Here is a 16,902-nt window from a genome sequence, read left to right as displayed (position 1 = left end):
TTCAGTATTTTTTCGATGAATCTGTTAAAGAATAGAGGGCAATGTTTCCTGCGTTGAAATAAAAAAAGCAGATCCTCCTTGTTAGAAAGAACTGTTTTCGTTACGTTTTCTTGTGCTTTTATATCGGCCAAACGATATGACCTTTTTCGCACAAGTGAACGTTAAATTGTTGTTTGTCTGTATCGTATTCCGATGTTAAGAATATCTCAAGATGCTTCCTGGCTTAAGCTTCGCAGATTTACTGATATGGCTTAATCGGCAAATCTGCTCAATCGTTACACCGCGTTTTCGCGCAATCGAGGATAGTGTTTCGCCTGCCATCACCTTATGGTATTGTACCTGAGTGGGATTGACCATGTCATTATCGTCCTTTTTGTAGGCTAATTCGCCACGAACCTCTTCAGGTGTATATCTGCCATTTCTTACTACGCCACGCAAACGGGTAGCTTCTGATGACTCTCGTTGATAGGAAGAGTTTCTGAATGTGTAGAAATCGCCTGTGACATCTTGAGCTCGGAAGTCAAACAGGAGTGCGGGATTCAGAGCCACACCGCATAATCTGGTTTCAAAATGCAGGTGAGATCCGGTACTTCTACCCGTGTTTCCCCCCAGTCCAATCACGTCGCCTGCTCGTACTTCTTGATTCTCTTGCACCAATTGTTTTGACAAGTGACCGTAGATAGTCTCCAGTCCGTTGTTGTGTCGGATAACGATATAGTTACCATATCCACGTGCCTCATAGCGGACAATGCGTACTTTGCCACTGAAAGCAGCACGGATTGTGTCTCCAATGTACACCTTAATGTCCAAACCTTTGTGCTGACGTCCCCAACGAGAACCGAAGTTACTCGTCACAACCCGACTGGGTGTGGGCATATGAAAGTGGCGAAGATCTATCTTGAATGAATCGGGAAGAGCTGTCGCACGGTGTGCATAACGGTTTTCCCATTCGTCATACAGCTGGGCAGCAGGCGACTCTGTGTTTTCTTTTTCAATGATGCTATGCAGCAAAAGCGTATCTACGGCTTTCATCTTCCGGTCTACGGGAGCCTGTTTGGCAAGTAAATCTTGCGCTGTTGCTGATTGTGCGATTGCCCCAAAGACTGCAATAAAAGCAAATGTTTTTATCTTGTTTATAAATGCCATACAAATTTTGTTAGTTTTAGGTCTCCCAAAAGAGCTAATCAAAAATGTTTTTTAAAGATTTACCAGATGCTGTAAGAAATCCTTCAACTTTTAAAAAAAGCTCTGCAAATATAACGATTATATTGCAAAGTTGTTACGTTATTAACAGAATTTATAACGGTTTTAACTAACTTGGAATAACTACAAACAGATGCTAAGAGATTGATGCCCAATTGATATTGGTCTTTCTTAGCTCGTTTAGCCTGTTCCAAAGCATGCTATATTCTGTCTTTTCGCATAGCGGGTCGGCCTCTATGATCTTCTGTGCTTCGTCACGAGCGAGTTGTATGATTTGTCCATCGCGTGCAATGTCGGCAATCTTGAGGTCGAAGGCAATGCCACTTTGCTGTGTACCCTCCAGATCTCCCGGTCCACGGAGCTTCAAATCGGCCTCTGCAATCTGAAAACCATCGCACGTTTCGCACATGATGTCAATGCGTCTGCGGGTTTCTTTCGACAACTTGTGACTGGTTACCAAGATGCAATAACTTTGTTCAGCACCTCGTCCCACACGTCCTCTGAGCTGGTGTAGCTGTGAAAGGCCAAATCGATGAGCGTCGAGAATCACCATTACCGAGGCGTTTGGCACGTCAACACCCACCTCTATCACCGTCGTGGCCACCAGGATTTGAGTTTCTCCACGACTGAACTTCTGCATTTCGGCATCCTTTTCTTTCGGTTTCATCTTGCCATGCACCTTGCTAAGTTTAAAGTCTGGGAAGATCGTACATAGCGATTCGAACCCCGCTTCCAGGTTCTTCAGGTCAATTTTCTCGCTCTCAGTAATCAGCGGAAAGACGATATATACCTGTCTGCCCTGTTGGATTTGCTTCCGTATGCCTTGGTACAGACTCGTCATCTGGTTGTCGTACTGATGAATAGTCTGTATGGGTTTCCGTCCGGGTGGCAATTCATCGATGACACTTACGTCCAGATCGCCATAAATGGTCATGGCCAAGGTGCGTGGAATGGGTGTCGCCGTCATCACGAGGATATGGGGTGGTCGTTCGCTCTTACCCCACAATTTAGCTCTTTGTGCCACGCCGAACCTGTGTTGCTCGTCGACAACGGCCATGCCTAAGTGTGAAAATCGCACGTTGTCTTCGATAACTGCATGCGTTCCTACCAAGATATGAACCTCTCCGGTAAGCAATCCGTGGAACACTTCGTTACGTTTTTTCCCCTTCACCATACCCGTGAGCAATTCCACACGCACGTCCATTCCTCCCAAAAACTTCTTGATGGTGGCAAAATGTTGTTCGGCCAGAATCTCCGTTGGAGCCATCATGCATGCCTGATAACCGTTGTCAATGGCAATGAGCATGGACATCAGTGCCACCAACGTCTTGCCCGAACCCACGTCACCCTGCACCAACCGGTTCATTTGTCGGCCGGTTGTCATGTCCTTACGTATCTCATGCATCACTCGTTTCTGTGCGTTTGTCAACTCAAAAGGCAGGTTGTTCTTGTAAAAATGATGAAACTGCGGTCCCACATGGTTGAAAACGTAGCCCTGGTACTTACGTTTGCGGTCGTTGGCATAGCGCAGGATGTTGAGCTGAACGTAAAACAATTCTTCAAACTTGAGGCGTAGTTGGGCGCGCTGCACGTCATCAAGACTCTTTGGATAATGAATCTTTGCCATGGCTTCGGCACGAGAAATAAGATGCAGAGGCCCGGTGATGAACGGAGGAAGCGTTTCGGACAGGTCGTTTTCGCCAAGCTTATCAACCAGCGTCTTGGTGAGTTTCTCAATGGCATGCGACTGCAATCCCGATTTTTTCATGCGCTCTGTCGCCATGTAATAAGGCTGCATGCCCATTTCTGACAGCTGGATGTCGGCCGCTTTGTCGATATCAGGATGCGCAAACTGGTATCGCCCGCCATATATGGTGGGCCTACCAAAAACGATGTATTCTTCGTTTACCTTATAATTCTTGTAAACATATTGTGTGCCTTGAAACCAAACAAGGTCGGCAATGCCTGTCCCATCACTGAAATGAGCCACCACCCGCTTCTTCCTGGGGCTCATGGTGAACTCTTCAAAGCTCAGAATCTTGCCTTTGAGTTGTACGAAAGGTAGGTCGCCTTGCAAGTCGATGATGCGGTAGATGCGGCTTCTGTCAACGTATTTATAAGGATAATACTCAAGCAAATCGCCCCAGGTAGCGATGTTGGCTTCTTTCTCCAATATCGCCTTACGTTTGGGTCCAACCCCCGGTAGGTATTTGATGTCTTGCTCGAGTATGGATGACATGGTTTCAATTTAATAAGAACTTACCCTCTTTGGTCAGCTTCTGTTGGCTCTTGTGCAAGCTGCTTGCAGCCGCACATCCCTATTTCTCCCGCGTTTGCACGGAGCGTTTGGCCGTGCTGAAGCATGGCTTCAGCCAAAACGAGATCAAAGGGAGTGGTGATTTTGATGTTCTCCCGGTTGCCGTCTACCATGCTGACGCTGTGCCCGAGTGCCTCTATCACCGAAGCATCGTCTGTGAACGATTCCCGATCAGGTTGCCCGAAAGCTCGCTTGGCCAATGTGATATCAAAGACTTGTGGCGTCTGTACGATACGATACTCGCTGCGCAGCACGTTCTTTCCGCCTCCTTGTCCATCGATGTGGCGCAGCGTGTCGGTCACGGGTAGTGTGGGGATGACGGCCTGTTCGACTCGGGCTGTCTCAAAACAACGCTCGATAACTTCGACCGACACAAACGGACGAACGCCATCATGGAAGCCTACCACGCCATCGGCATCATCGGGAATGGCCGCCAAACCGCTCTGACACGACTCATAGCGCGTGCTTCCCCCATCGGCAATGGTGTGCGCAAGGCCAAAGTGGTGATGCTCACACAGTGCTCTCCATTGAGCTTGTTGTTCGCGAGGCAACACCACGATGACGTTCAGCTCCTTGCAGTATTGGTGAAAACGCTCGATGGTGCGCATCAAAACAGGTTTCCCTCCTATGGGCAGAAACTGTTTCGGCGTGTCGCTTCCCATACGAAGACCTTTTCCTCCGGCTACAATGATGATGTAGTTCATGAGTTCATAAGTTTGTGAGTTCATGAGTTGGTGAGTTTTTCCTCACCGCTCCATCAAATGGGCGTATTGCATTTTTTGCTGCAACTCCTTCGTCTTGGCTTCACCCACGAACATCTTCAGGATTTCGTATGCGTATGGGAACGTTGCAGCGGGCCCCTCTCCCGTGATGATGTTGCCATCGACGGTGAACAATTCGGCCGTGTATTCTGCACCCTCAAGATACTTCTCAAAGCCTGGAGAGCATGTGGCCTTCCGTCCTTTCAGCAGTCCTAAACTGCCTAAGACCATCGGTGCGGCACAGATGGCACCGATATGCTTGCCCTTGGCGTTATGGTCTAGCAGTGCTTCTCTCACGCCCGCATGCTCATTCAGGTTGGTTGCGCCGGGCATACCGCCGGGAAGCATCAGCATGTCGGCATCGTCAAAATTGTGCATGTCTTCAAATTTCATGTCGGCCTTGATGGTTACGCCATGGGAAGACTCCACCCACTCGGAGCCTGTAACGCTCACCGTCTGGATTTCAACACCGGCTCTGCGGAAAATGTCTACGGGTGCCAAGGCTTCAACTTCTTCGAAACCATTAGCCAAAAATTCATATATCTTTGCCATACTTGTGATGTTTTGGAGCCTTTCGGCCCTTTTGTAAGTTTTTTAATAATTGTCATTGCAAATATAATAAAAATATTTCAAAGCAACGCATCACATCTCCTGTCATTTGGGAATGATTGACGCAGGTTAACGTTGTTTTAGATTCGTCATCCTTTCCTTTAAACACGCAGCGACATTTCGATGCACCTTTGTAAAACAGAGGTTCTTACAACGAATAACATCAACGCAAAAAAAGATACACTTCGCCCGTCGCATACAGACTGAAAATATCCAACTTTTTTACCATAAAACGCCTCAAAAACCGCCCATCAACATTCTCATTCTGGAGAAAAATAATAGGCCTGGCGGATGAAAGCAAGGAGCTTTTTTGCCTCAAAACAGTGGTTTTCGTCCCAAAAACGATGATACTATCTTTCAACATGCACTACTTTGCTACCTTAGAACCATGCTATTGAACGGCAAAAGCATAGCAATTGCACCGCAAAAGACATGCTATTGGCTTGCTGGAACGTGAAAACAAGCCGTAAATAGACAGCTCATATCCACAAAAACTTGATTATCAACATGCTATAAAAACCGCTTCATTTTCAGCTTATTTGCAACCCGAGGCGGGGTTGGTTGTAAATACGCCAAATATGGAGAGGCGATTTGTCAAGATTATTCACACAATTTGTTCACTAAGTCTTCATGCAGCCGGCAAAACATAAATGGTCAAAAGAGGCATCACTGTATGTAAAACAGATAGACACCAGTAGGGTTGCGCATCAAAAGTGGAAATCTCCGTCAACTTGGATGGATAAATGTACACGCAACGGTTAGCACAGCACAAAATTCAACAAGAGCCGCTTTCATTTCGTTGTGACACAAGAAAAATCCGCAATCTGGGCGGCCGCACCTGTAGGAGCATCGGTTACACCTTTGACGAAACAGCCTAAAAGCGCGTCATCACCTCAATAACGAACTTGTCTTTTTCCGATACTTTGGCCAGGTTATCGTGCTCATAGAAATATTTTTCGTAGTTCACACGGAGGTCAGAGATGAAGGGCTTGTCGATACTCAGCGTCACACCGCCGGTCAATCGTGAACGTTTGTAGTCGTTGACGATTAACACGCCCGTCTCGTCCCTCACGCCGTTGGCATAACGGTAACCGTCACTGTGGTCGGTCATGTAATCAAAGCGCACCAGCGGGGATATTTTAGAGAAGAAACACCGCTTTAAAGGAATGTCATAATTCACGAAAGCGTTGACCGAATGCACGGCATCGAAAGCCTCTTTGGCATAGTGCTTGTAGAGGTACTCCACTTCGGCGTGCCAGCCCTTTGCGTGGTAATACATCCCAGCATCGTACATCATGACGGTAAGATGGTCGGGGTTGATTTTCTGAGTGCTGAGCGTGATGTTCCATCCGCCTGGGATGAAAGCCTGCAACTTGGTGGAGAAATTGATTTGACGGGTCCAGAAATCTTCCTGATTGGTTAGTCCGGAACCATTGAAAACACCACCCTCGATACGCATGGGGATGCCCAACTTAAAATTATAGCCCACCGTCAGGCCCACGTCGCGCACGTCGCCAACTTGCTTAGCGATGAACGAACGATTGGCAAAATACTGTTGGTGAGGCGACCGATGCGCGTCAATGGTGAAAGGCACACGCATCTGTCCGATGGTCAACTGCACGCTGTCAAGAGGACCCAGCTGTGTGTAGGCGTCCAGCATCCTGATCTTTCCTTTGTCCGAGAGGTCAATCTCGGCCTTGTAAGACACTCGGGAAGCAACCTTACCCGTCAAGCTGAAGCGTGCCGTACGCACCTGGAAACGGCCCTTTTGGTCATCGGGCTGGTATTCAAATTTACCACGGATGGTTCCGTCTATTTGGGGCTTGTAGTCCACATTGTCACTTTGCTGAGCCTGAATAACGACTGACGACATCATCAAGAAAAAGCCGATAAGCAGGGTTTGGATATTTTTCTTCATTCGTTTAGCAGGTGAATTTGCATGCAAAGTTATCATTCGGATGTTTCATTTTCAATACATATTTTTTACATTTACATGATGTAGTACCACAGATTTGTAACCTCACGACCTTAAAAATAACGTAAAAAAAAGATAATTGTTGCACGAATGTAACAGAATTGTAAAAAACAATACAACTGTATTTCGTTAATATATGGTATTTTTGCACTGAACTAATTGACTATTTGTATGAAGGAGAATAAAAAACTAATCAAAGACGCCCTGAAGAAACACCTGGATCGGGAGGACAAATTCGAGAATCTGGTTTTGAACCTTGCCCTCAAAAAGATGGCCGGAGCCAAGAAAGATGACGAAGGCGTATACTATTCAAAGAAGCAAAAACGTGTCATCATGGCCACAAAAACGCTGGAAGGCACGTACGATATCCCCGAAGGGACTGAGATAATCGATGATAACGCCTTCTGGGGATGCGCCTTTCTGGAGCAAGTAAACATCCCGGAAACCGTCACACACATTGGCAACGAGGCTTTTTCACGATGCATGTCCTTGAAAAAGCTGGTGATTCCGGCCTCTGTTGAGAGCCTCGGCAACAATCCTTTCGTAGGCTTGAACAGCGAAAATATCGTGTGCAAGTCAGAACATTTCGTCATTGAGAACAAACTGATGTTCACCGCCGACCGCAAGAAACTCATCGCCTGTCTGACCGATGCCGCGATGGTCATCATTCCAAAGGGCGTGGTGGAGATTCAAGACTTTGCCTTTTCTCGTCGCCGCAGGTTGAAGAAAGTTATCATACCCGACACGGTAGAGGTCATTGGCAGTGACGCTTTCTCCGATTGCGACGTCTTGGAAAAGGTCACTCTTCCAGCTTCGGTCAGAATGGTTGAACCACATGCCTTCGCTGAATGTGACCGACTGAAGAAGCTCACCTTCTTGGGAACCGTAGAACACATCGCGCGCACATCCGTTTCCAATTGTGACGCTCTGAAGAAAATCATCGTCCCAGAAAGTTCATCGGCTCTATACATCAAGCAGTTGCATATCCCCCTGGAACTGGAAGATATTGTGATAGAAAGCACAGAGCGAAAAGACCAGCAGAAACAAGTGCCGCAATCCTAACAAACGCTCACCTTCATCAAAATCGACAAAATAACAGTTACTACCCCCGAAAAATGGTACAAAGCACAAAAAAGAAGCATCGTTACATCGAGAGAGATGTCAGCTGGATGTATTTCAATCACCGCATCTTGCAAGAAGCACAAAAGCCCACCGTTCCTCTGTTGGAGCGTTTGTCGTTCCTGGGCATCTACTCCAACAACCTAGACGAATTCTTTCGAGTAAGGATGGCATCGCTCAATAAGATTTTGGAAAGCACGAAAGTCTCGGCAGCGACAGCGAAAATGATCAAGAAGACCATCAAGCACATCAACAAACTCAATGAAGAATACAACATTGAGTACGGCAATGCCATCAAGGATGTGTTCGCCGGACTGGAAAAGCACAACATCCGAATGCTTGACGAAACGCAGCTTAACGAGGAACAGAAGGCTTTCTTAAAAGCATTTTATTACGATAAGCTCAACGGTTCGACCAATCCCATCTGGCTTTCAGAGATTGATGACATCAGTATTTTGGAAGACAATCGCATCTATCTCGCCGTGAAAAGAACTGAAGAGATGAGTCGCAAAACAAAGTTTGCCATCATCAAAATACCCGACAGGATTTACGGACGCTTCTTGAAGATTCCCTCTTCAGACAATTGTGAGAACTTCATGTACCTGGATGATGTCGTTAGATACTGCCTACCCTTGATTTTCATCGGTTTGAAAAAATGTACCTACGAGGCTTATTCTTTCAAGTTTACCAAGGATGCGGAAATGGAGGTTGACAACGAAGCTGATTATGGTGCCATGGAACGCATCGCCATAGGGGTGAACAGTAGGAAACGCGGTGAGGCCATACGCATGGTATATGACAAGGACATGCCTGCCGACTTGAAAAAGAAGGTGATGAAGCGCCTGCACGTGAAAGAGCTTGACACCTTGCTGGCAGCAGGCCGATATCAGAATCATAAAGACTTGATGGGCTTTCCTGCACTGGGTCATGAGAAGTTAAGTTATCCTAAATGGCCGCAAATACTCAAGCCTGAATTCCTATCTGAAGAAAGTATCTTCGACCTCATCAGGCAGAAAGACCGTTTCATCCACGTACCCTACCACTCGTTCAATGGCTACATCCGCATATTGAGAGAAGCAGCCTTACGCCCAGAAGTCAAGGAAATAAAGACCACGCTCTATCGCTTGGCTAAAGATTCCAAGGTGGTGAAGGCCTTGATTTGCGCAGCACAAAACGGCAAGAAGGTGACGGCCGTCGTCGAGTTGCTGGCTCGGTTCGACGAAGAAAGCAACATCAAGTGGAGCAAGCGCATGCAGGAAGAAGGCGTGAACGTTATCTTTGGCGTGGAAGGTCTGAAGATTCATTCCAAACTTTTGCACATCACGACCACCAAGGGCAATCTGGCTTGTGTCGGTACTGGAAACTTTCACGAAGGAAACGCCAAGACCTATACCGACTACCTCATGATGACGGCGCGGCCACGCATCGTCAATGAGGTGGAAAAGGTGTTTTACTTCATCGACAGACCCTTCTCACAAGTTCGCTTCAGAGAACTCATGGTGTCGCCCAACTCAATGAAAACACGTATCATCCGCATGCTCGACAACGAAATCAAGAATGCCTTGGCTGGGGAAGAGGCATGGGTGAAGATTAAAATCAACCACATCACCGACCCTGATATCGTCAACAAGCTCTACGCAGCCTCGCAAGCCGGCGTGAAAATAGACTTGCTCTTACGCGGCAACTGCTCACTGGTGCCTGGCGTCAAGGGCATGAGCGAGAACATCAAGGCCGTGGGCATCATTGACAGATACCTGGAGCATTCGCGCATTTTGATATTCTGCAACGGCGGAAAACCAAAATATTATCTGGGATCGGCCGACTGGATGCCACGCAATCTCATCAACCGCATCGAAGTGATGACACCTGTTTACGACCAAGACCTGCAACAAGACCTGCTGCGCACCGTTGAGTATGGCATGCGTGACACGACCAATGGGCGGCTCATCGATGGATTGGGGACCAACGAAATACAACCTATCGCAGAAGGAGAGCTACCTTTCCGCTCACAGCAAGCCTTGTTCGAGGCGTATCAAACCGAACAACAAGCATGACGAAAGACAAAGAGACAACCCCAGAACCCATTAAACAAAAAGAAAAAATGGAAGCAAAAACATTCGCAGCAATTGATATTGGATCGAACGGTGCGCGCCTGTTAATCAAGCGTTTTGATGACAGTGCGCCCCAATTTGAGCGCTTTAAGCGGGTAATGTTCATCCGCATTCCCCTGCGATTGGGCAAAGACGTGTTTACATTAGGCAAGATTTCGAAAGACCGCGCCACAATGATGATGCGCATGATGAAAGGCTTCAAACAGTTTATGCTGCTCTATCAAGTGGATCAATACCGTGCCTGTGCCACCGCAGCCATGCGCGATGCAGACAATGGGAAGAAGGTAATGAAAGAGATTGAGCGTGAGACAGGCATCAAACTTGAGATTATTCGGGGCGAGGAAGAAGCACGACTGCTATGCAACAACATCATTGAACAAACCAATAGTCAAACGGGCAATTTCGCATACGTCGACGTGGGAGGCGGCAGTACCGAGATTTCATTGCTGCATGATGGTGCACTGGCCGAGAGTCATTCATTCGACATGGGCACCCTGCGCATGCTCAGTGGCAAGGTAACCAACGCAACCAAGCATCAGATGCGGGGCATGTTGGACGAGTATGCCGAGCATTTTCCTGACACACAGATCATTGGTTCGGGCGGCAACATCAACAAACTCTTCAGACTGACGCACGGTAAGAACGACGAAAAGCAAATGAAAGTGGAGGAATTGAAGGAAATATACGAGGCTCTCTCCAAGCTCAGCGAGGAAGAAAGAAAAGAAAAGTACGGACTGAAAGACGATCGCGCCGATGTCATCATACCGGCTGCGGAAATCTTCCTGATGGTGGCCAAGGCCTTGAAGTGTGACACCATCTACGTACCTAACATCAGTTTGGCCGATAGTATTGTTGACGGTTTATACCGAGAGTACTGCCAAACAAAGTAGAAAATCATGCAATGCAGACTAGAACGGGGTCTGATGCCAATGGGGTATCAGGCCCCGTTCGTTTGTCATCAATGCGCAATTGAGGTGCGAATGATTCTTCGACAGGACAACCTTAGAATAACTTCGAAACATGATTTTAATGCAAAATAATCGTAATAAATAGGTGTTGTGTCAATTCTTTTTTGTTAATTTGCAATAAGTATCATAAAACACGGAACAAGATGGGAAAAGGAAAAAAAGGTGGCAAACGCATGTCCAAAAAGCAATTGGCTGAAAAGTTGGAAGGATTCTTTACAACACAACCGGAAAAAACATTTAGTTATAAAGAGATATTCCGTACGCTCAAACTGAACACACATCCGCTGAAGATGCTCGCCATCGACCTGATGGAAGAGATGGCTTGGGACGATTTCTTGACAAAGGTGTCTGACCATTCATACCGCCTCAACCAGATGGGACAGGTAGTGGAAGGACTTTTTCGGCGCAAAGGTAATGGGAAAAACTCATTCATCCCCGATGGAAGCGACAAACCCATCTTTGTTTCCGAGCGCAACTCGATGTCGGCACTCAATGGTGACCGTGTGAAAGTGTCGCTCATGGCACGCCGTCAAAAGCACATCAAAGAGGCACAGGTTATCGAGATACTGCAACGTTCGCGCGATCAGTTCGTCGGTAAACTGCGAGTTGAAAAGAACATCGCCTTCCTGGTGACACAGGAAAACCTGTTCGCCAACGACATTTTGATTCCAAGAAACAAGTTGAAGGGCGGCCAAACCAATGACAAGGTGGTGGTGAAAGTGAGCAAATGGCCCGATGAGAATCATAAAAACATCATAGGAGAGGTTGTCGACGTGCTGGGAAAAACAGGCGATAACGATGCGGAGATGCACACCATCTTGGCGCAATACGGCTTGCCTTACAAGTATCCAAAGGCAGTTGAAGACGCTGCAGAGCGAATTAGTGGCGAGATTACCAAGCAGGATCTGGCTGAAAGAGAAGACTTTCGACAGGTGTTCACCTGCACGATTGACCCCAAAGATGCCAAGGATTTCGACGATGCCTTGTCTATTCGTGAGGTAAGCAAGGGCATTTGGGAAGTTGGTATCCATATTGCTGACGTGACACACTATGTCACCGAGAAATCTATCATCGACAAAGAGGCGCAGAAGCGTGCCACATCCGTGTATCTGGTAGACCGCACCATTCCGATGTTGCCCGAGCGTTTATGCAACTTTATCTGCTCCCTTCGCCCCGATGAGGAGAAACTTTGCTACAGCGTCATCGTGGAGATGGATGTCGATGGATTCATTCGGAGCCAGCGTATCGTACATACTGTCATCAAGAGTAATCGCAGATATGCCTACGAAGAGGTGCAGCAGTTGCTTGAAGACAATGGCGTGGTAGATGGAACAGGGCAACCAGCACCGGCTCCACACAAGGGTGGATATAAGGGAGAGCATGCTAAGGAGCTGATTATGCTGGACACCTTGGCCAAGAAGTTGCGTGAGGAACGCTTCAAGAACGGTGCGGTGAAGTTTGATTCTGAAGAACTTCATTTCGATGTTGATGAGAAGGGTAAGCCCATTCGCTGCTATTTTAAACGCTCAAAAGATGCCAACAAGCTGATAGAAGAGTTCATGTTGCTGGCCAACCGCACCGTGGCTGAGAGCGTGGGGAAGGTGAAAAAGAGTGCTAAAGCCAAGACTTTGCCTTACCGTGTACACGACAATCCCGACCCACAGAAGCTGGAAAACCTGAAAGATTTTATCGTGAAGTTCGGCTATAAGATGAAAACGGCAGGGACAAAGGGACAAACTGCCCGCAGTCTTAATCGTCTGATGGAAGCCGTTGACGGCACGGATGAGCAGAAACTCATACAGACTGTTGCCCTCAGAGCGATGATGAAGGCGAAGTACACCATTTATAATATAGGACATTTTGGCTTGGCTTTCGACTATTACACACACTTCACATCGCCCATCCGTCGTTATCCAGACATGATGGTTCACCGCCTGTTGACACGATATGCGAAGGGTGGCCGCAGTGCCAACAAGGACTATTACGAGCGTTTGTGCGAACATAGTTCTGACATGGAGCAGGTAGCAGCCAATGCCGAGCGTGACTCCATCAAGTACAAGATGGTGGAATTCATGGGTGAGCACATCGGTGAAGAGTTTGATGCGCACATCAGTGGCATTCAAAGCTATGGCATCTATTGCGAAATCGACGAGAATCATTGCGAGGGAATGGTACCCATGCACGATTTGGATGATGATTATTACGACTTTGATGAGAAGAACTATTGTCTCGTTGGCCGTCGACACCATCACAAATACCAGCTGGGAGATCCCATCAGGATTAAGGTGGCACAAGCCAACTTGGAGAAGAGACAGCTTGACTTCACACTGGTCGACTAATCATTTTTCCATCAAATCGAAGAAAAGAGTAGACTTATCAATTTTGTTTAACTAATTTAATCATGATATGAATCTCACCAATAAAGTACCAATGCAGTTGCTTGCATGGTTGCTGTGCCTTATCTTGGTCCCACCAACTCATGTAGATGCGAAGAACATCAAGGTCATAGAGACCAACATTCCCAAGCGTCCTGCTGGACAAAAGGACGTGCTACAGCTCACTACTCCCAAGTTACAAACGGTTCGCGTCGGCTTTGTAGGCCTGGGAATGCGCGGGGTTAGTGCCGTAGAACGATGGAGCCAGATTCCTGGAACGGACATCGTGGCGCTCTGTGACGTAGAGGCCGACCGCGTAGAGCTTAGCCAGAAGAGGCTTGATAAGCACGGACGACACCGAGCTGTGGCCTATAGTGGCAGTATAGATGCATACAAGAAGATGTGCGAACGCAAGGACATCGACATCATCTACATTGCAACCGACTGGGTTCATCATGTGCCGATAGCACTTTATGCCATGAACCATGGAAAGCATGTGGCCATTGAAGTGCCTGCAGCAACCAACATGAATGAGATTTGGGCATTGATCAATACGGCTGAACGCACACGGAAACATTGCATGATGTTGGAAAACTGCGTGTACGACTTCTTTGAGTTGTCTACCCTCAACATGGCACAACAAGGTCTCTTCGGTGAGGTTTTGCATGTAGAAGGTGCCTATATCCACAACTTAGAGGACTTTTGGGACGAATATTGGCACAACTGGCGACTTGATTTCAATCGTAAGAATCGAGGAGATGTTTATCCTACTCACGGCATTGGCCCCGACTGTCAGGTGCTGAATATTCATCGAGGTGATCGCATGGAATATCTCGTTGCCATGGATACCAAAGCGACCATTGGCCCAAAACTCGTTGAAAAACAGACCGGAAAACCATGTAATGACTTCCAAAATGGTGACCAAACCTCTACGTTGATTCGCACTGTCAAGGGGAAAACCATGCTCATTCAGCACAACGTGATGACACCACGGCCGTACAACCGGATGTATCAGGTGGTTGGAACCGATGGCTACGCCAGCAAATATCCTATTGGTGAACTGGCTTTCAGACCCAAACAGTTGGCGACCAACGAGAAGATTAGTCACGAGAACCTCACAGCTCATGCTGCAGTAGCAGAGAAAGTTCGTGACGAGTTGCTGCAACAATACACGCCACAGTTTGTCAAAGACCTTCAAGAGAAAGCCAAGAAGGTGGGTGGACACGGCGGTATGGACTACATCATGGACTATCGTTTGGTTTATTGTCTACAGAATGGACTCCCGCTCGACATGGATGTGTACGACTTAGCCGAATGGTGCTGTCTGGGAGAACTCACAAGATTATCTATCGAAAACAATTCGGCACCAGTCGCCATACCCGACTTTACGCGTGGAGCTTGGAAGCGCATCAACGGCTTTCAATATCATTTTGCTCCTTAATAACGCCTCAAAAATCCTCGCTAAGAATTGATTTTTATAATATGGGATATATCGATAAAAGCTTGATGGAGGGCGAACGTGTCGTTTATCGCCCACGACTACACTCGGCAATTTACTGGCGTTCGGCATCATTGGCCGTGCTTGGGATTCTCTTGTTGGTTTTTCCAACGGAGGGAACTCTTTTCCATCTTCAAATCGCAGCTTGCCTGTTGCTCGTGCTATTCGCCATCCTGGGTTCCGTATCAGCAAATGGAGGGCGGCAATACGCACTGACCAACAAGCGCATTATCGCCAAAAAAGGTATCATTGAGCGCAACTCTTTGGAGCTGATGCTCCGCAAATGCGAAGGCGTGCAGATTAAACAGACCATGTTAGGGCGTATCTTCAACTACGGTACTGTCTATGTAACAACCGGAGAAGCAACCAATAGTTTCGAGTATATCCAAGACCCCATCGTGTTCAGTACGAAGATTCATCAGATGATAGACGCACTAAAAGCATCTGAATAAAGGCACCCTGCATGACATCTGTACGCTTACGGATGTCGTGCATGCCGCTGGGAAGGGACATAAACCCATGCCATTGGGTGGATGTCCCGCTTTTTATGCGTTTCAATCAGCATGTGGAAGATTTTTTGTACCTTTGTAACCCAAAACCAAAGACAATGAAGAAGCTTTACATCGAGACATACGGATGCCAAATGAACGTGGCCGACAGCGAGGTGGTTGCATCGGTCATGCAGATGGCGGGGTATGAGATATGCGACAAGGAGGAAGAGGCCGACGCCATTTTTCTGAACACCTGCAGCGTCAGAGAGAATGCGGAGAACAAGATATACAACCGACTTGACTCACTTCACGCAGAGCGAAAGAAGGGCAGAAACCTGATATTAGGCGTGTTGGGCTGTATGGCCGAACGGGTGAAAGATGATTTGTTGGACAACCATCACACCGACTTGGTGTGTGGACCCGATTCGTATTTGAATCTTCCGGACATGATTGCACAAGCTGAAACGGGCAACAAAGCAATCGATATAGAACTCTCGAAGACCGAAACCTATAAGGATGTGGTTCCTCAACGGCTTCTCATAGGCAAGATAGGTGGCTTCGTAAGTATCATGAGGGGATGCAACAACTTCTGCCACTACTGCATCGTACCCTACACAAGAGGTAGAGAAAGGTCAAGAGACGTGGAGAGTATCTTGCGCGAAGTGCGCGACCTGCGCGACAAGCACTGCAAGGAAATTACGCTGTTGGGGCAAAACGTCAACTCTTATTGTTTTACCATTCCCGAACATTTGTCGGCAACAGGCGAAACAATTCCGGCAGAAACCATTGATTTTCCAAAGCTCTTGCGCCGTGTGGCACACGAAGTTCCCGGCGTACGCATTCGCTTTACCTCGTCGCATCCTAAGGACATGAGCGATGACACGCTGCGCGTGATTGCCGAAGAGCCTAATGTTTGCAAGCACATTCACCTGCCGGTGCAGAGTGGCAGCAATAAGATATTGAAGCTGATGAACCGCAAATACACCGTTGAATGGTACATGGATCGCATCAATGCCATTCGCCGCATCATTCCCGATTGCGGCATTTCTACCGACATGTTCGTGGGCTATCATGGCGAAACAGAAGAAGACCACCAACAATCGCTGGTTTTGATGCGCACCGTTGGTTACGACTCGGCTTTCATGTTCAAGTATTCCGAGCGTCCCGGCACCTATGCGTCTAAGCATTTACCAGACGACGTGCCGGAAGAAGAGAAGATACGACGCCTGAACGAGATGATACATCTGCAAACAGAGCTAAGCGCCGTCTCTAACAAAAAGGACGAAGGCAAGACTTTCGACGTGCTGGTAGAGGGTTTCAGCAAACGCAGCAGGGAGCAGCTTTGCGGCAGAACGGAGCAAAACAAGATGGTGGTGTTCGATAAAGTCAATCACCATATCGGTGAAACCGTGCGTGTGCGCATCGTCGGCAGCACATCAGCGACGTTGTTAGGAGAGGCGTTATAAGTAACAAAG

General features: G+C 47.5%; 12 protein-coding genes. 7 read left to right on the top strand and 5 right to left on the bottom strand.

The window, feature by feature from the left end; translation table 11 throughout:
• Positions 1–195 precede the first annotated feature (195 nt).
• From HMPREF0650_RS12350 to HMPREF0650_RS12330, 5 genes are all read right to left on the bottom strand, one after another.
• A complete protein-coding gene (locus tag HMPREF0650_RS12350; protein WP_004351222.1) occupies positions 196–1,146 on the bottom strand; it encodes a M23 family metallopeptidase in 951 nt (316 codons plus the stop codon).
• 193 nt (positions 1,147–1,339) lie between these two features.
• Entirely contained in the window at positions 1,340–3,442 is a 2,103-nt protein-coding gene (gene recG, locus HMPREF0650_RS12345) for an ATP-dependent DNA helicase RecG (RefSeq protein ID WP_004351221.1), read from the bottom strand.
• 20 nt (positions 3,443–3,462) lie between these two features.
• Positions 3,463–4,224, bottom strand: coding sequence for a 2-C-methyl-D-erythritol 4-phosphate cytidylyltransferase (locus HMPREF0650_RS12340; protein ID WP_081454895.1), 762 nt, complete (start codon positions 4,222–4,224; stop codon positions 3,463–3,465).
• Between the two features lie 42 nt (positions 4,225–4,266).
• Positions 4,267–4,833 carry a DJ-1 family glyoxalase III gene (locus HMPREF0650_RS12335; protein WP_004351219.1) on the bottom strand — a complete coding sequence of 189 codons (567 nt, stop codon included), beginning with the start codon at positions 4,831–4,833 and terminating at the stop codon, positions 4,267–4,269.
• A gap of 931 nt (positions 4,834–5,764) precedes the next feature.
• Entirely contained in the window at positions 5,765–6,808 is a 1,044-nt protein-coding gene (locus tag HMPREF0650_RS12330; protein WP_040563449.1) for a porin, read from the bottom strand.
• A 228-nt stretch (positions 6,809–7,036) separates the two neighbouring features.
• Between HMPREF0650_RS12330 and HMPREF0650_RS12325 the strand changes: the two genes are divergently transcribed.
• From HMPREF0650_RS12325 to miaB, 7 genes are all read left to right on the top strand, one after another.
• Complete coding sequence (locus HMPREF0650_RS12325) at positions 7,037–7,927, top strand: leucine-rich repeat domain-containing protein (RefSeq protein WP_004351216.1); 891 nt, start codon at positions 7,037–7,039, stop codon at positions 7,925–7,927.
• Between the two features lie 53 nt (positions 7,928–7,980).
• Positions 7,981–10,038, top strand: coding sequence for an RNA degradosome polyphosphate kinase (locus tag HMPREF0650_RS12320; RefSeq protein WP_004351214.1), 2,058 nt, complete (start codon positions 7,981–7,983; stop codon positions 10,036–10,038).
• Between the two features lie 47 nt (positions 10,039–10,085).
• A complete protein-coding gene (locus tag HMPREF0650_RS12315; protein WP_040563452.1) occupies positions 10,086–10,985 on the top strand; it encodes a Ppx/GppA phosphatase family protein in 900 nt (299 codons plus the stop codon).
• Between the two features lie 221 nt (positions 10,986–11,206).
• On the top strand, positions 11,207–13,402 hold the full coding sequence (rnr, locus tag HMPREF0650_RS12310; protein ID WP_004351209.1) for a ribonuclease R: 2,196 nt from the start codon (positions 11,207–11,209) through the stop codon (positions 13,400–13,402).
• Positions 13,403–13,493: 91 nt separating this feature from the next.
• Positions 13,494–14,879, top strand: a complete 1,386-nt coding sequence (locus tag HMPREF0650_RS12305; RefSeq protein ID WP_004351208.1) for a Gfo/Idh/MocA family protein — start codon at positions 13,494–13,496, stop codon at positions 14,877–14,879.
• A gap of 41 nt (positions 14,880–14,920) precedes the next feature.
• Entirely contained in the window at positions 14,921–15,388 is a 468-nt protein-coding gene (locus HMPREF0650_RS12300) for a PH domain-containing protein (protein WP_040563447.1), read from the top strand.
• Between the two features lie 155 nt (positions 15,389–15,543).
• Positions 15,544–16,893, top strand: a complete 1,350-nt coding sequence (gene miaB, locus HMPREF0650_RS12295; RefSeq protein WP_040563445.1) for a tRNA (N6-isopentenyl adenosine(37)-C2)-methylthiotransferase MiaB — start codon at positions 15,544–15,546, stop codon at positions 16,891–16,893.
• Positions 16,894–16,902 lie beyond the last annotated feature (9 nt).

This window comes from Hoylesella buccalis ATCC 35310, assembly GCF_000177075.1.
Lineage (GTDB): Bacteria > Bacteroidota > Bacteroidia > Bacteroidales > Bacteroidaceae > Prevotella > Prevotella buccalis.
The sequence above is the reverse complement of the archived record's forward strand: the minus strand, read 5'-3'. Positions and strand labels throughout refer to the sequence as shown.

Excerpts from the sequence above, each read along its gene's own strand:
- HMPREF0650_RS12330 (WP_040563449.1), bottom strand. The coding sequence starts at position 6,808 with ATGAAGAAAAATATCCAAACCCTGCTTATCGGCTTTTTCTTGATGATG.
- rnr (WP_004351209.1), top strand. The coding sequence starts at position 11,207 with ATGGGAAAAGGAAAAAAAGGTGGCAAACGCATGTCCAAAAAGCAATTG.
- HMPREF0650_RS12315 (WP_040563452.1), top strand. The coding sequence starts at position 10,086 with ATGGAAGCAAAAACATTCGCAGCAATTGATATTGGATCGAACGGTGCG.
- HMPREF0650_RS12300 (WP_040563447.1), top strand. The coding sequence starts at position 14,921 with ATGGGATATATCGATAAAAGCTTGATGGAGGGCGAACGTGTCGTTTAT.
- HMPREF0650_RS12350 (WP_004351222.1), bottom strand. The coding sequence starts at position 1,146 with ATGGCATTTATAAACAAGATAAAAACATTTGCTTTTATTGCAGTCTTT.
- miaB (WP_040563445.1), top strand. The coding sequence starts at position 15,544 with ATGAAGAAGCTTTACATCGAGACATACGGATGCCAAATGAACGTGGCC.
- recG (WP_004351221.1), bottom strand. The coding sequence starts at position 3,442 with ATGTCATCCATACTCGAGCAAGACATCAAATACCTACCGGGGGTTGGA.
- HMPREF0650_RS12335 (WP_004351219.1), bottom strand. The coding sequence starts at position 4,833 with ATGGCAAAGATATATGAATTTTTGGCTAATGGTTTCGAAGAAGTTGAA.
- HMPREF0650_RS12305 (WP_004351208.1), top strand. The coding sequence starts at position 13,494 with ATGCAGTTGCTTGCATGGTTGCTGTGCCTTATCTTGGTCCCACCAACT.
- HMPREF0650_RS12325 (WP_004351216.1), top strand. The coding sequence starts at position 7,037 with ATGAAGGAGAATAAAAAACTAATCAAAGACGCCCTGAAGAAACACCTG.
- HMPREF0650_RS12340 (WP_081454895.1), bottom strand. The coding sequence starts at position 4,224 with ATGAACTACATCATCATTGTAGCCGGAGGAAAAGGTCTTCGTATGGGA.
- HMPREF0650_RS12320 (WP_004351214.1), top strand. The coding sequence starts at position 7,981 with ATGGTACAAAGCACAAAAAAGAAGCATCGTTACATCGAGAGAGATGTC.